Source organism: Tepidisphaeraceae bacterium (genome assembly GCA_035998445.1).
Taxonomy (GTDB): Bacteria; Planctomycetota; Phycisphaerae; order Tepidisphaerales; family Tepidisphaeraceae; genus DASYHQ01.
Genome location: DASYHQ010000033.1, coordinates 22,905 through 37,004, shown reverse-complemented (window position 1 = coordinate 37,004; position 14,100 = coordinate 22,905). Strand labels below are relative to the sequence as shown.

At 64.1% G+C, this 14,100-nt stretch carries 12 protein-coding genes; all 12 read right to left on the bottom strand.

Annotated features, from left to right (window positions below):
- Nucleotides 1-17: 17 nt before the first annotated feature.
- The 12 genes from VGN72_13560 to VGN72_13505 all read right to left on the bottom strand — a co-directional run bounded on the left by VGN72_13560 (nt 18) and on the right by VGN72_13505 (nt 13,919).
- Nucleotides 18-2,162: a hypothetical protein gene (locus VGN72_13560; protein HEV7300388.1), complete on the bottom strand. Its 2,145-nt coding sequence runs from the start codon at nt 2,160-2,162 to the stop codon at nt 18-20.
- Between the two features lie 235 nt (nt 2,163-2,397).
- Nucleotides 2,398-2,964, bottom strand: a complete 567-nt coding sequence (locus tag VGN72_13555; GenBank protein HEV7300387.1) for a hypothetical protein — start codon at nt 2,962-2,964, stop codon at nt 2,398-2,400.
- A 119-nt stretch (nt 2,965-3,083) separates the two neighbouring features.
- On the bottom strand, nt 3,084-3,680 hold the full coding sequence (gene pilO / locus VGN72_13550) for a type 4a pilus biogenesis protein PilO (protein HEV7300386.1): 597 nt from the start codon (nt 3,678-3,680) through the stop codon (nt 3,084-3,086).
- Nucleotides 3,680-4,318 (bottom strand): PilN domain-containing protein, encoded by a 639-nt coding sequence (locus tag VGN72_13545; GenBank protein HEV7300385.1) that lies wholly within the window; start codon nt 4,316-4,318, stop codon nt 3,680-3,682. Before VGN72_13545 ends, pilO begins: the two co-directional genes overlap by 1 nt.
- Nucleotides 4,311-5,579: a pilus assembly protein PilM gene (gene pilM, locus VGN72_13540; GenBank protein HEV7300384.1), complete on the bottom strand. Its 1,269-nt coding sequence runs from the start codon at nt 5,577-5,579 to the stop codon at nt 4,311-4,313. The genes VGN72_13545 and pilM overlap by 8 nt, the downstream gene beginning before the upstream one ends.
- Nucleotides 5,580-5,623: 44 nt before the next feature.
- A complete protein-coding gene (locus tag VGN72_13535; protein ID HEV7300383.1) occupies nt 5,624-6,181 on the bottom strand; it encodes a prepilin-type N-terminal cleavage/methylation domain-containing protein in 558 nt (185 codons plus the stop codon).
- 217 nt (nt 6,182-6,398) lie between these two features.
- The gene (locus VGN72_13530) at nt 6,399-6,869 is read right to left on the bottom strand and encodes a prepilin-type N-terminal cleavage/methylation domain-containing protein (GenBank protein ID HEV7300382.1); all 471 of its coding nucleotides are present in this window, start codon (nt 6,867-6,869) and stop codon (nt 6,399-6,401) included.
- A gap of 139 nt (nt 6,870-7,008) precedes the next feature.
- Complete coding sequence (locus VGN72_13525) at nt 7,009-7,527, bottom strand: prepilin-type N-terminal cleavage/methylation domain-containing protein (protein HEV7300381.1); 519 nt, start codon at nt 7,525-7,527, stop codon at nt 7,009-7,011.
- A gap of 1,011 nt (nt 7,528-8,538) precedes the next feature.
- Complete coding sequence (gene nadC, locus VGN72_13520) at nt 8,539-9,444, bottom strand: carboxylating nicotinate-nucleotide diphosphorylase (protein ID HEV7300380.1); 906 nt, start codon at nt 9,442-9,444, stop codon at nt 8,539-8,541.
- A gap of 49 nt (nt 9,445-9,493) precedes the next feature.
- Complete coding sequence (gene uvrB, locus VGN72_13515) at nt 9,494-11,575, bottom strand: excinuclease ABC subunit UvrB (protein ID HEV7300379.1); 2,082 nt, start codon at nt 11,573-11,575, stop codon at nt 9,494-9,496.
- A 343-nt stretch (nt 11,576-11,918) separates the two neighbouring features.
- Nucleotides 11,919-12,329, bottom strand: a complete 411-nt coding sequence (locus tag VGN72_13510; GenBank protein ID HEV7300378.1) for a helix-hairpin-helix domain-containing protein — start codon at nt 12,327-12,329, stop codon at nt 11,919-11,921.
- An 81-nt stretch (nt 12,330-12,410) separates the two neighbouring features.
- Nucleotides 12,411-13,919: an endo-1,4-beta-xylanase gene (locus tag VGN72_13505; GenBank protein HEV7300377.1), complete on the bottom strand. Its 1,509-nt coding sequence runs from the start codon at nt 13,917-13,919 to the stop codon at nt 12,411-12,413.
- Nucleotides 13,920-14,100: the final 181 nt, after the last annotated feature.

Here is a 14,100-nt window from a genome sequence, read left to right as displayed (position 1 = left end):
CGGTTAAGAACCGGGAACTACTCGTTCGACGGCAGTTCCGTGATGTGGAACAACGGCGCGTCCGACGACGACGGAACGACCGCGGGCCGCGTGGTGACGACGGGGTTGTTCACCGTCACCTCCGTCACCGGCTCCACCTCGGTGGTGGCTTGATCGTCGGCCATTTCCAGCACCGTCACGGTGGCGGTGGGCAACGATTCGGTTTCGGTGGACGACGGGACGGTCGGCAACGTGGCCGTCTCGAACGCGCTCTCGGGCAGCGGGTCGGCGGCGACAGGCGACGGTTCGGTCATCGGTTCACTGGCGAGCACGTCGGTCGCATCAACCCCGGCGGCCTCAGCCACCGGTTGCGTCGCCGGCACTTCCGCCGCTGCGACCGCTTCACCACGGTTGCTCGATATGATCCTGAGCGGCGCCTTGGCGACTGGGCTGGTCGTGGGCATGCCGTTAGCGGTGGCGACCATGCTGTCGGCAAGGATCGCCTCGCGGACGAACGTGCGAATGCTGCTGTTGTCGACGGTCGTCACGACCTTGCCGCTCACGCGTTCCTTCAGCTCGATCGCTTCCAGAAACTTCGGATTCAGGTTGGTGGCGCAGTTCAGGTGCCACAGCGCCTTGCGCTTGCTGGGGTTCGGCTTGGCTAGTTCCTTCTGCGCGTTGTCGTACGCGCTCTCGGCCAACCGCTCGCGGCCCCAGGGCATCATGCCCTTGCGAACGCCCACGCGGATGCGCTCGGCGTCTTCCGCTTCCTGCTTGCTCTGCTTAGCGTACGCCTCGTCATCCTTCACGATGTGCGGCGTCAGCAGGATGATGATTTCCTCGCGCACCGTGTTGTCGGCCTTCTTGCGGAACAGGTTGCCAAGCACCGGGATGTTGCCCAGTACCGGGATCTGCGACCGCGTGGTGCTGGTGCTCTCGCGGAACAGACCACCGATGACGATCGTACGGCCGTCCTTCACGAGCACGTTGGTCGTGGCCTCGGTGCTCAGGCTGCTCGGCGGCAGGTCGGCGGCGCGGGCGGCCAGGGCGGTGCTGTCCTCGGGGTGAACTTCCAGGCGGATGTATCCGTCGTTGCCGATGTACGGCCGGAAGACGAGCTTGGTACCCGTTTCCTGCGTTTCCACTTCCTGCGTGATGCCGTCCTCGCTCGTGACGATCTTGCCGCGATACGGATCCTTTCGGATGACCTTCACTTCGCCCTTCTGCTTATTCAGGACAAGCACCTTGGGGTTGGCCAACACGGCGGTGTCGGTCGTCTCTTCTAAAGCTGAGAGGAAGACCGCGACGTTGCTGCTGACGAAGCCGACCTTCACGCCGTTGTTGATGCTGTTCGTGAAGTTGTTGCCGGTGCCAACGCTGCTGTTGCGGTTGGAGAGTGGCGCGCCGTCTGCGACGCCAGCACCGTTGAACTGTCCGTTGGTGGTGTTGATCGTCGAGAAGTCGACGCCGCCCAGCACCGTGAAGTCGACGCCAAGCGCATTGTCTTCGGTGAGGCTGGCGCGCAGGATCGTGGCCTCGACCAGAACCTGTTGCGGGCGCACGTCGATCTCCTGCACGAGCCGCGCGACGTTCGCGAGGTTTTCTTCGTAGTCGGTGACGACCAGGAGGCTGGCGCCGGCGCTATCATCGCCACCGGCCGACGCGCCGTCGAAGCCCACGCCACCCTTTGCGGCAGCGGTGATCACCGTCTTGCCCTCGGGCGACAGCAGGTTCTTCACCATCTTTTCCGCATCGGTCAGCGGCACGTAGTGCATGGTGAACACCTGCGTGGCCGTGCGGCGGTTGGCCTTCTGCACGTCCTGGTATTCCTTGCGCGTGTAGACGTAGATGACCGGGCCGTCCTCGACCTTCACCAGATCGTTCTGCTTGCAGATGGCGGCGAGCGCCTCGTCGAGCGTCACGTCGGCCAAGCTCAGCGTGACCGTGCCCTTCACCTCGCGGCTGGCCACCAGGTTGCGGCCGTTCTGCACCGCAAGCATGTTCAGTGCCTGAACGAGATTCGTGTCCTGGAAATTGATGGAGGTGCCGGTCAACCCGACCTTCATCTCGTCGGATGCGCTGGTGGCGGGCTGAGAGGCGGGTGCCGTTGTCGCAGGATCAGCGCCGAACGGGTCGGACACGTCTTCCAGCAGGCGGACACCGGTGTCACCCTGCTTTGCCACAGATGCCTGGGTTTGCCCGTTTGCCGTGTTTACGTGACCCGGATAAACGGACGCTGCGGCCAAAAAAATAACCGCCGAAGTGCGTGAGATGCTTGCCATGGGAGAAATCCTTCTTTTGCTTTGCGAAAGTGCAGACCGCGGATGTCGGATTGGGAAGACGAGCGTGCATGGACGTCGCACGTTCGTTCCGCAATACGAGATTCGCGCTCCGCAATCGCGTACTCGGGCACCGTCGCTACTGCATCGGTATCTCGAGCTTGATGCCCTCTCGCTCGACCACGATGCGCCGCGCCTCAATCTTGAGGACGCGGAACGACGCGACGACGTCTCCCTCCCGAACCAGACTGCCGTTGACGAGCGCCCCTGGCGAGGGCCCCATCACGGTGCTTTGCAACCGAAGTTGCATCGCCTGGAGTTGCAGGTTCTCGACCAGAATCTGCCTCTCCCTCCGTTGATCGGCACGCGAGGCCATCGACTTTGCTAACTTGTCCCAAAATCCGTTCCCCTGTGGCGCGCGCAGCGTCTGATCGACTTTTGTGCCGTCCTGGGGGAAATAATCGAGCTTGATCGCAAACAAATTGCGGCCGACGGGGGCAATGGGCGTGCGCACCCACTCCTGCACCGCCGGTGATGCCTGGTCCGATAACGGCCGGCGGGCCAACATGCGGGTGGCCTGCGGTTCGAGCACCGTCATCGGCCGCGACAATGACGCGGTGGCGGCCGCGGGCGCGGCCGAACCGGTGAACGCGAAGCGGCCCATTCCAACCACTAACGCAACCGCGACGGCACCGCCGACGGACATCGTACGGGGATGGGCGCGCGTGAAATCTCTTGTACTTCGCGTCCATCGCGACAGGACATGGGTCGCGGTAACGGTGGCCTTGGACGGCCCGGCCTGGGGTTTGGGCGTTGGGGTTTCGGTCATGGCGTGTCCGCGAAGTAGAGGTTGATCGACGCCTGCACCTCGACCTGCCCCACCTTCGAGTCCTTCGAGGTCAGCGCCAGCTTGCGCACCCGTGCGAGGCGCGGCATCGACTCGACCTGTTGCAGGAACGTGAAGACGCTGAGGAAGTCGCCTTCGAAGCTGAGCATGATCGGCTGTTCCGAGAACAGCTCGCTGCGACGGATGACGCCGGGCACCCAGTTGATCTTCTTGATAGCGCTCTGCTGGGCCAGCTGTGTGATGTCGTTCGTGAACGCGTTCAGCTCGCGTACGAAGTTGCGCTGGCTCGGCAGGCGTTTGTCGAAGCGTTCAAGGCGAGCGCTGAGCCGTTCCACTTCCGTCTCGACCACCGCCAGGTCGCGCGCTCGCGTTTCGGCCGCGGCCAGCTCAGCTTGGCGCTGTGCGACCTCGCTTGCCAATGCCGCGGCTCGGGCCGCCGCGGGACGATGGCCAAACAGGTACAGGCCCGCGAACAGCATCACGAACGTGCCGCCGATCACCCAATGCGTGCGGCGGTAACGCTTCACTTGCGAGCGGAGCGGCCGAGGCGCGAGCGTAGGGGTCGGGGTCTCCATCACTTGTTCACCGCCGGTGCCTTCAGGTTGAGCGAGAAGGTGATCTGGTATTCCCGCATAAGATGGCCGCCCTCGCTGCGGTCCTTGGCGTAGGACATGTTGACGTTCTCGAAGAACCGAACGCCGCTGAGTCGCATCATGAAACTCGCGAGATCGACGTCCGTCGGTGCCACGCCGTGCAGGCGCACGTTCAACTGCCGATCGGGTGGCATATCGAGCGAGGCCACAGCGTCATCGTTCGAATCTATCGCCCGAGCGGCGTCCGCCTTGGCGTCAGCGGTCTCCAGTTCGAGCGCGAGGACGGCCATCTCGGGCGGCATGACCTCGTTCAGCTTCTCGATCAACCGGGTCGCCTCGACGTGCAGGCCGAGCTTGATCATCACGCGGTCACGGTGGCGCCAGCGGCCCTCGAGTGCGAGCAGGTCGTCGAGCTTGTGCAGGTCGACCTGCGTACGATCCAGCGCAGCGGCCAGCTCGACCAGCCGTGCCTCGCTGGCCCGGGCCAGCCGGTGTTCGGCAAACACCCACGACGCAGCGGCGACCAGCAGCGCGGTGGCGGCCCACGCTTGGGCGACGGCCAGCATGCGCTTGCGGCGCAGGCGCGGGTACCACGCGGGCAGGAAGTCCAGTTCACGCATGGGTCACCCCGCGCGTCAGCGGTGTCGCGGTGATGGTGGGCGCGGCCGCCATGGCTTGTTCCACCGTGGCCAACGCAGCCTGCGACGCGGCATTGGCAGGCGCGGCCGACGGCGAGAGTGCCGCCATCGGCGCGGGCACGGTGCGCGGCTTGCCATCGCGTGGGCCGAAGTGCCGCGTCGTCGCCTTCAGCGACAGCCCGAGCGCCACCGACCATTCCGCCAGCGAACCACGGCGGTCGCTGGCCTTCATCCGGCTGATGTTCACGCTGTGCAGTGGCCTTGCCGCCTCCACGGGCATCGGCAACGCGGCGTTCATCAGTGCCTGCACGCTCGGGTCGGCGGCCTCGCCACCGGTGAGGCGCACGCGCGTCGGCCGCGAACCACGGAACGTGACGGAGTAGTACCGAAGGCAGAGACCGACCTCGCGGATCAGGTCCTCGATCACGCTGCGCTCCACGTCGTGCACGGCCTGGCGCACCGGGTCCTGCGCGCCGGTCGCGCCACCCGTATCACCGAGCCGGCGGCGCAGCGTGCGCGATTCAGCGGGGTCCAGGCCAAGCTTCTTGGCGACCACGTCGTTCAGGTGATCGCCACCGATGTCGATCGACTTCACGAAGCTCACCGACCGGCCGCGACCGATGACGACGAGCGTCTGCCGAGCGCCGATATCGATCAGCACGTTCACGTCCTGCTCGTCGTCCTGCCGGCGGATGAATCGCTCGACGCTGCGGTAAGCGGCGCATGGCTCGACATCCAGCGACTGGATGACCGCGCCACTGCTGTGGAAGCGCTCGACGAAGCCGTCGACGTCGTCGTTGCGGGCGGCCAGCACGATCACTTCCTGCCGGGCCTCGCCCCCCTGCCGCACTTCACCAGCCAGCAGGTGGCGCACCTGGGCTGAGTCGATGTCGATGTCGATGGGAAACAGGTTCGTCGCTTCGGCGCGGATGGCCGCGGGCAGTTCAGTGTCGGGCAACGGGGCCATGCGGAGATTCTTCACGTGGACCATCTCGCGCGGCAGCGCAAGCACGACGTTGCGCCCGACGAACGGGTTCTGGCGCAACAGGCCCTTTACGAGCCCCGCTGCCACGGACATGCGATCCTCGAGCGGCGCGGCGCGCACCTCGTCCGGCATCGGCGCGCGTGCGGCGGCGACGACCGAGAGGCTGCCGTCGACGATCTCCAGCTGCAGCATCTTGATGCTGTCCGTGCCGAGGTCGACGCCGACCGGTTGAACTTGTGCGCGAGTCAGACGAAACATAATTCGGTTCGCGGTGGCACACGACGCGCGCCACCGCGCATTGCTTAAGGCGATACCGGCGCGACGCTCATCTCGCCGGTGAAGGGCGCGACGCTTACGCGCAGCGTGAACTCGTTACAGACCAAGTCGACCATGCCGGATGCAGTCAGCGGCACCAGACCGGCGGCCGTCGTGTAGGCGTACGGCGAGCCGAGCGCGTCGAACGCGATCGTGCTCGTGGCGGTATCGGCGCCGAGCGTCAGCGTGCCAAGGCGAACGCGGTTCAGGGAACCGTTGCCACCCTTGCCGAAGGTCTGCTTGAACGGCATCTGCGTCACCGGATGCATCAACACGCGCTGCGATGGCGAGACCCGGTCCACCAAAACGTACGTGTCGGCATCGGTGCCCTTCGCGAAGGCAATGTAGTGCGTGCGTTGCGTGGTGATGGCGGCGTTCTGGGCGTAGGTCAGGTCCGCGAGCACCACCCGCCCCGCCGCGGCGGCGGTGACGTCGTTGGCGTTGGACAGTTGCGGGATGATCAGACCGGCCGTGATTCCCAGGATAACGATGACCACGAGGATCTCGATGAGCGTGAAGGCCGGGCGCAGGGAATGGCGATTCATCTTCAAACCTCTCGCGACACGTGCGTACGGCTCGATACCCTTCCGGCGCCTGGCCGGCGCGCGTGCGGTGGACAGACCCGTTAAGTGGCAAGGTCTGCCAGCGCCAGTGTTCTCATCGGGCAAAGATGGGTGGACCTGAAGGCGTGAAATGTCCAATAACAAAGAAAGTGGGCAGCGGGCGGTGGCCCACTGCCCACGTGGTTCGATCGGCGAGTCGTTATACGCCGTCGTCGGACTGAGTGCCGTCGGCGTTGGCGCCGTGTACCGCGCCGGTCAGCGGGTTGAAGTACCAACCTGGCTTCTGCGCCGGCGAGCTGCCGATCTCGACGACGACGCTGCTCTGCGTCAGTGGATTGACGATCTCGGTCTGCATGTACGGGCCATACTCACCGGCGGGGTCGGTCTCGCCGGCCTTGGTCGTCTTGGTGGTCAGCAGTTGCCAGCCGTCCGGCTCGAGCAGGTCGGGCAGCTGGTCATCGTGCTGCAGGCGGTACAGTTCGATGATCGTGCGGAGGTCCTTCAGCTGGTTGGCCATCGTCACCTTGCGGGCATCGGTCGCGGCGTTCGTGAACTGCGGCACTACGATGGCCGCTAGGATGCCCAGGATGATCACGACGATCAGGATCTCGACGAGCGTGAAGGCGCGGGACCTGCGAATACGAGCGAACGATCGGTGCGCGGGTGTCATGGCGGTGCCCTCTTCAGATAGGTCGACGCTCTGTGGAACGCGCTTGCGCGACGGCCAATACCCTGCCCATCATTCGTGTCTGGCGAAGCCCGCCGGTGGGGTATTCTCCCACCGGCAGGTATTTTGCGAATCAACCCGATTACTCAGCCCAGGCGGGCGCTGCAACAGTGTTGCCGTCGTCGGTGATGAAGGCGACGCCCTCATCGTTCTTCGCGACGCCATGGAGTTCGCCCGTGGCGGGGTTATAGGCCCAACCATCGGTTGCCGTGGCAGCGGACTGATTGGCAACGGTCGACGAATTGGTCAGCGGGTTAACCGCGGGCTGCTGCATGTAGGGGCCGAACTTCGGCGCCGCAGCCGTGCCGGCGACGTTGTCGGGCGCGTCGGTGATGTCGTCGGTGCTGTACTGCGTCATGAAGCTCCAGAACTCATCCGAGCTCGCCAATGGCGGCGGGCTGTCGCGGTGCTGGAGCTTGAAGAGCTCGATCTGGCTGCGCAGCGTCTGTAGCTGGCTGGCCATGTTGCTCTTGCGGGCGTCCTGCGACGCGTTCGTGAACTGCGGGATCACGATGGCGGCCAAGATGCCAAGGATGATCACGACGATCAGAATTTCGACGAGCGTAAACCCACGGCGAACTTGTTTGCGAATCGCGGTCATTGTGTTTCTCCTCTTAAGAAACGTTGTCTCTCTGCAATCTGTGATGCCTCGGCCACATTGGCCGCGGCTATCGTGCTAACCCGTCACCCGTTGCGTGCGGTTCGTCGCCGCTCGGAAGGAACCGATTCGGCCTGAGCGCATCTGGAAGGCGGCCTCTTACGGCTGGCATGCCTTCCGACCGACGTGCGTCAGTTGATGCGTCGCGATCCACTCCTTTCGCGTCGGCGTCAGACATCGCGACCGTTGCGGGGCGGGACGGGTGAAGCCCTGCCCTGCCGCGATCGCGATGCCCGTGGCCCGTTGAACCGATCGATCGTCAAACCGTTTGTGCGGCGAACGCGATCGAGTCCATCGGCCACTGGTCAAGGCCGCGGGTCGCTCGCCAGGAAGTGGCGTGCGCACCGCGTCGTTCACGTTCGTCATCGGACCCGTTTGGCGCCGACTTAATCGCCAAACCGCGATGCCGCACCGCCACCGCCCTATAACTGCGGGCCGTGGCGCGACGAACGGGATCGATAAGAGGAGAATCGTCCGGGAAGGAAAGTTCGTGACGTGAACTTACGTCAGCGATCCTTTCGGCAACGCCCTCGATCTGATTTCGTCGCCAAGGCTTATGGCCCTGGCGACCCACCAGACCGGGCGCTTTGCGCATCGCGGATGTTTCCATCCACGAGCCAGGTCATCACAGACCCGGCGCCGCCTCGCAGCGGCTTAGCCCTTTTCGGGGATCCTCTCTTGTCACCCAGCCCACACAGGCGGGCGACAAGGGAGATTTACGATTTGGATTCGGATGAGGCAAACGGGGCAAGAGGAATTTTGGGAGGCGGAGTTATCGGACGGACACCTAAAGTGTTGGCAGGTAAGTCCAAAACCATCCGGTCCCCTCTCCCGGTACTCCGGGAGAGGGTTAGGGTGAGGGTGATTTCGAATAACGAGAACCGTCAGCAGTTTGAATTCACCCTCACCTAGCCTCTCCCGGAGTACCGGGAGAGGGACGGGAGCGGCATGTCCTTACACCTCGATGTCCATCCCAATATCCAGCGCCGGCGCCGAATGGGTGATCGCGCCAACGCTAATGCGTTCCACCCCCGTCAGCGCGATCGACCGAACCGTCTCCAGCGTCACCCCGCCGCTCGCTTCCAGTTCGATCGTGCCGCGTTTGCCCGCGGCATCGCGAAGGGAGACGGCCTGTTCCATCTGGGGGCAGTCCATGTTGTCGAGCAGGATGACCTGCACGCCGTCGACCTTCAGCACTTCGCGCATCTGTTCGAGCGTGTCGACCTCCACCTCCACCAGGCGCGATGCATCTTCGCTGCGGCTCTGAGCGGCAATCTTCGATAGCCTGGCCGCCAGCTCACGCAGCGGGTACTCGGCGAGGTGGTTGTCCTTGATCAGCAGGCCATCATAGAGGCCGATGCGGTGGTTGTGTCCCCCGCCGCACACGACGGCGTACTTTTCGAGCGCGCGGTAGCCGGGCAGCGTCTTGCGCGTGTCGAGGATCTTCGCGCTCGTCCCCGCGACGCGCCGCACGAACCGCTGCGTATGCGTGGCCACCCCCGACAGGTGCTGCAGAAAGTTCAGCACCACGCGCTCGGCCGACAGCAGCGACCGCACGGGCCCCCTTATGCGCACCAGCGGAAAACGGCGTTGGTCGCTGTAGTGCCCCTCGATGATCTCGAAGTGAAATCCCGGAATCTGCTCGACGCGCAGGCGCTCGTCGTATGCGGCGCAAACCATCTCGACGATCGGCAACCCACAGGCGACGCCGACCTCCTTCTGCAATAGCGTCGCCACGCCGACCGCATCCGCTGGGATGGTGAGCCGGCTGGTGACGTCGTCGTTCTGCTGGCCGAGGTCTTCGGCCTTGGCGAGCGCGATCAGGGGCTTCAGCAGGTCAGAGCTTGGGAATGCATGCATGATCCGCTCATTCTAACCGCCAACGTGCGTCCACGGCAGCGCCGCGGCGTCACTTGGCAGTCTTGCGTTTGCCGCCGCGGCCCTTGCTCTTGGGTTGCCAGATCTTTCGTTCGGGGGCATCGGCTTCGTCGTCGCCGAAGATCAGGTCCTTGCCGCTCTTGATGGCCGGGGCACCCTTCATCTCGTTGAGCTTGTCGCGCAGTTGGGTGGCCCGTTCGAACTCCAGGTTGCGGGCGGCCTCCAGCATTTCCTCTTCAAGCAGGCGGATGATCTCGGTCTGGTCGAACTGCTGCTCGTTGGCCTTGATCGCCTCCTGCGTCGTTCGCCGGGCTTTGATTTCCGCCTCCATGCTCGTGCGGATCGCGCGCTTTACCGTCGTCGGCGTGATGCCATTCTCGGCGTTGTACTTCCGCTGAATCTCGCGCCGGCGAGCCGTCTCGTCCATCGCCATCTGCATGGCGGGCGTGATCGTGTCGGCGTACAGGAAGACCTTGCTGCCGCTGTTACGCGCGGCACGGCCGATCGTCTGAATGAGCGACGTTTCACTGCGCAGGAAGCCGGCCTTGTCGGCATCCAGGATTGCCACCATCGAAACTTCCGGCAAGTCCAACCCTTCGCGCAACAGGTTGATGCCGATCAGCACGTCGAAGTCGCCCTTGCGCAGATCGCTAAGGATCTCGACGCGCTCCAGCGTCTGAATCTCGCTATGCAGGTAGCGCCCGCGAATGCCGGCCTCCTGAATGTAGGCTGACAGATCTTCCGCAAGTCGCTTTGTCAGCGCCGTCACCAGAACACGGCCACCGGCGGCCACGCGTTCCTTGATCTGCGTGAGCAAATGCGGCACCTGACCCTGGGCGGGATGAACCTCGATCTCGGGATCGATGAGGCCGGTCGGACGAATGACTTGCTCGACCACTTCGCCTTGCGTGTACTCCATCTCCAGCTTGCCGGGCGTGGCGCTGACGAAGACGACCTGGTTGATCATCTGTTCAAATTCTTCATATTTCAGCGGGCGATTGTCCATCGCGCTGGGCAGGCGGAAGCCATGGCCCACCAGCACTTCCTTGCGTTGACGGTCCCCGTTGTACATCGCCTTGATCTGCGGCAGCGTGACGTGCGATTCATCAATAATGCAGAGGAAATCTTTCGGGAAGTAGTCGATCAGCGTGTACGGCTTCTCGCCGGGCTTTCGGCCGTCCAAGTGTCGGCTGTAGTTTTCGATGCCGCTGCAGAAGCCGACCTCCTGAATCAGTTCCAAATCGTACTTCGTGCGGGCCAGCAGGCGTTGCGCTTCGAGCAGCTTGCCTTCGCCGCGCAGGTGCATCACCTGCTGGTCGAGTTCAGCCTTGATGTTTGCGACGGCGCCTTCCAAACGGTCCTCCGGCATCACGTAGTGGACGGCCGGGTAGATGAAGATGCTCTCGTGACTGGAGAGGATCTCACCGGTTAACGGGTTGATCGCGTCGATGTTTTGAATGTCGTCGCCGAAGAATTCGATGCGGTAGGCGAATTCTTCATAACTGGGGTGCAGTTCGACCACGTCGCCGCGCACGCGGAACGTGCCGCGCTTGAAGTCGATGTCGTTGCGCGCGTATTGAAGGTCGAGCAGGCGGCGCAGCATGTCGTCGCGGTCGGTCGGCTCGTCTTTGCGAATCGGCACGACGCTGTTGCGGTATTCCTTCGGTGAACCCAAACCGAAGATGCACGACACGCTGGCGACCAGCAGCACGTCGTTGCGGCTGACGAGGTTGCTGGTGGCGGCCAGGCGCAGGCGGTCGAGGTCGTCGTTGCGGCTGGCGTCCTTCTCGATGTAAATGTCCCGCTGGGGGATGTACGCCTCGGGCTGGTAGTAGTCGTAATAGCTGACGAAGTATCCGACGGCGTTGTGCGGGAACAGGCCCTTCATCTCCTCGTACAACTGGGCCGCCAGCGTCTTGTTGTGGCTGATGATGAGCGTCGGGCGGTTCATGCGCTGGATGGTGTGCGCCATCGTGAACGTCTTGCCCGACCCGGTGACGCCCATGAGCGTCTGGAACTCCTCACCAGACTGGATACCACTGACGAGCTTGTCGATCGCCTGCGGCTGATCACCGGCGGGTTGAAACGGGCTGACAACTTGGAAATCGGGCATAGATGGCGCTCCCTGAGGTCAGGGATTATAGGACGGTGCAGTGGCGGATGCATGAACAATTAGCGAGGCGAATGCGCGACTGTTAGATGCTAAACGGCCGCGTCCGCTCTTCACGTAGCACGGGCATCTTGCCCGTGGAGCCGCGGTACCCCGCGGTGTCGGGCCGTTCTCGGCCCGAGCTAAAGAGCGCAAGCGATCTGCTCGTTCGATGATTCCAGACGATGTTTCGCTGGCGCGATTGCTGATTCGGATGGCGTACCATCCGACGCGTCGGCGGACCGACGCCATGGGCAAGATGCCCATGCTACGTGAAGAGCGGACGCCGCCGCGTTACTGACACCCTCTAACGCGACGGCTGCGTCGCGGGCGGTTCTGGGAAAATCAGGTAGGGCTGAAGGTTGGCCAGCATCGCGATGCCGATGCCGCGGACCTTCAGCAGATCGTACGGCGAATTGAAGACGGTTGTGCCCGGTTCACGTTGCTGAACCTTCTCACGAAACGCGATGATCACGGCCGCCCGCTTCTCGCCTAGTCCCGGCAGCGCGGACAACGTCGCGATGTCGGCGGTGTTCGGGTCGATTCGATCAGCCAGCTGCGAGGCCAGCGACGACTCGGCCGGCAAGGGGTCGGGCACGTATCGGCGGTCGCGTATGCTGAGGAAGATCAGGTAGATCGAGACCAGCGAGAAGATGCCCAGCACCGCCCGCCGTTGGCGGAGCGTGAACGGGAGCGAGTGATCGTCGGGTTCGGGCATGCCTTGCGTACCACGGGCGTCTCGCCCGTGTTCCCCGTTGGCTCAAGCAAACACACCGGCGGGCCGCCCGTGGTACGGCGATCACCGCTTGCTGTACTGCTTGAACTTCTCGCGCATCTCCTGCAGTTTCGTGAAGGACGGCTTGGGCTGCAGCGCGTCGTCCAGCAGCCCGCCACTGGGCAGCGTGGGGTGCAGGTCGGCCAGGTTGCCCCAGGCGATGCTCTCGACGTACGGCTTGGAGAGCGCCAGGTGATAGACCGCCTCCATCCACTCCGCCTGCAGCTTCGGGTCCCACGGCCGGCGCCAGCGCCCGCCACGCGAGGGGTCGAGCCGGCCGTCGCTCGTATCGCTGGGGTCGGTTCCCGCCCGACCCGGCGAGCAGATGCCCGTCAAGAACACCGGCCGACCGAGCGTGCTGAACTTGTCCAGCAGGCAACTCAGCTGGAACAAATCGCGCGTGAAGTGCCCCGCCGCCGGCACGCCCATTTCCAGTTCCAGGCCGAACGCCTCGAACGTGATGCCCGCCTGCGTGACCATTTCCGCGTACAGCATGGGGGGCACGCTGTGGGGGCTCTTGGCGTTGTACTCGCCGAACGCGTGAGTGATGGTGATCAGCGTGCGCGCGCCGGGGATGATGGTCTTCACCTGCGACACCAGCAGGCGCGTCAACTCAATCGTCTGCTCGAACGTTAAGCCGAACGAGCCGCGCTTGTGCAGGCCCGCACACACGTTCCACATGGCCACGGCCTTGCGGTAGCGATGCGCGACCTTGTGCACGTACTCGTACGCCATCTCGCGCAGCGTGTCGAAGTCGTTCTCGAAGATGAAGGCCCAGTCGGGCACGTGGGTCTCATCGAGGCAGACCAGTGGGCCGCCGATGATCGGGATGCGCTTGCGCGTCAGGTGCTCGATCCACCCGTCGACCGCCTCGGTGACGAAGGTCTGCTCCTGCGGCTGCATCTGCTTCCACGTCATCGGCAGGATGGCGTAGTCGAACTGCGTGGCGAGCGCGTCGCGGTACTTCTCGCCGCGCACGGTGGCATCGGCGCGGCAGCCGAAGATGTGCTTCACGAACGCGCCACTGGCCCGCCGGCGGTTGATGAGCAGCTCGGCGTGGAACAGCGCCAGCTGCTCCGACAATTCGATCGCCACCGCCAGCGCCTCGTCGGCGAGCTTGGCCGCCTCGGCCGGCTCATCGAGCTTGCCGAGCGCGGTCGCGAACAGGATCTGCGCTTCCTTCAGCTTGGCCGTGTACTTCTCGGCCTTGGCGAAGTCGAAGAGGTTCCAGTCTTCCTGCTTCTGGATGATCTTCATCAACCGGAAGCGCACCAGCTCGACGTTCAGCACGTACGGCGCCTCGCGCCGCTGAAGGCGGGTGGTCTCCAGGATAAACTGCCCGGCCGCCCCCACGTCCCACAATAGCGAAACGCCGGCGGCGCCCTCGTCGATCCGACTGACGACCAGCAGGCCATCGTTGAACGTCACGTCGCCCGGAATGGGCACGCTCTCGGGCCCCACCGCGGTGGCGGCCACGGGTTCGAACGCCATCACACGGGCGCCATCGCGATAGATCTCAAACTTGATCGACATAGGGGGTTACGCTCTGCCTGCGGTCTCGTCACATCGCCGCGAAGTTCGGCAACTGGCATCTTAGACTTTGCCGCGGTCGCTCGCCAGTGTGTGGGGGAAGAAGGGAACAGGAGCAAGGGGTTAGCGGTCAAGCGAGAAGCGATCTTGCTACCCTCGAACCCGTTACTCCTGACCCCACCTC

Coding starts and splice junctions, on each gene's coding strand:
- VGN72_13555 (HEV7300387.1), bottom strand. CDS start 2,964: ATGTCCGTCGGCGGTGCCGTCGCGGTTGCGTTAGTGGTTGGAATGGGC.
- pilO (HEV7300386.1), bottom strand. CDS start 3,680: ATGGAGACCCCGACCCCTACGCTCGCGCCTCGGCCGCTCCGCTCGCAA.
- VGN72_13545 (HEV7300385.1), bottom strand. CDS start 4,318: ATGCGTGAACTGGACTTCCTGCCCGCGTGGTACCCGCGCCTGCGCCGC.
- pilM (HEV7300384.1), bottom strand. CDS start 5,579: ATGTTTCGTCTGACTCGCGCACAAGTTCAACCGGTCGGCGTCGACCTC.
- VGN72_13535 (HEV7300383.1), bottom strand. CDS start 6,181: ATGAATCGCCATTCCCTGCGCCCGGCCTTCACGCTCATCGAGATCCTC.
- VGN72_13530 (HEV7300382.1), bottom strand. CDS start 6,869: ATGACACCCGCGCACCGATCGTTCGCTCGTATTCGCAGGTCCCGCGCC.
- VGN72_13525 (HEV7300381.1), bottom strand. CDS start 7,527: ATGACCGCGATTCGCAAACAAGTTCGCCGTGGGTTTACGCTCGTCGAA.
- nadC (HEV7300380.1), bottom strand. CDS start 9,444: ATGCATGCATTCCCAAGCTCTGACCTGCTGAAGCCCCTGATCGCGCTC.
- uvrB (HEV7300379.1), bottom strand. CDS start 11,575: ATGCCCGATTTCCAAGTTGTCAGCCCGTTTCAACCCGCCGGTGATCAG.
- VGN72_13510 (HEV7300378.1), bottom strand. CDS start 12,329: ATGCCCGAACCCGACGATCACTCGCTCCCGTTCACGCTCCGCCAACGG.
- VGN72_13505 (HEV7300377.1), bottom strand. CDS start 13,919: ATGTCGATCAAGTTTGAGATCTATCGCGATGGCGCCCGTGTGATGGCG.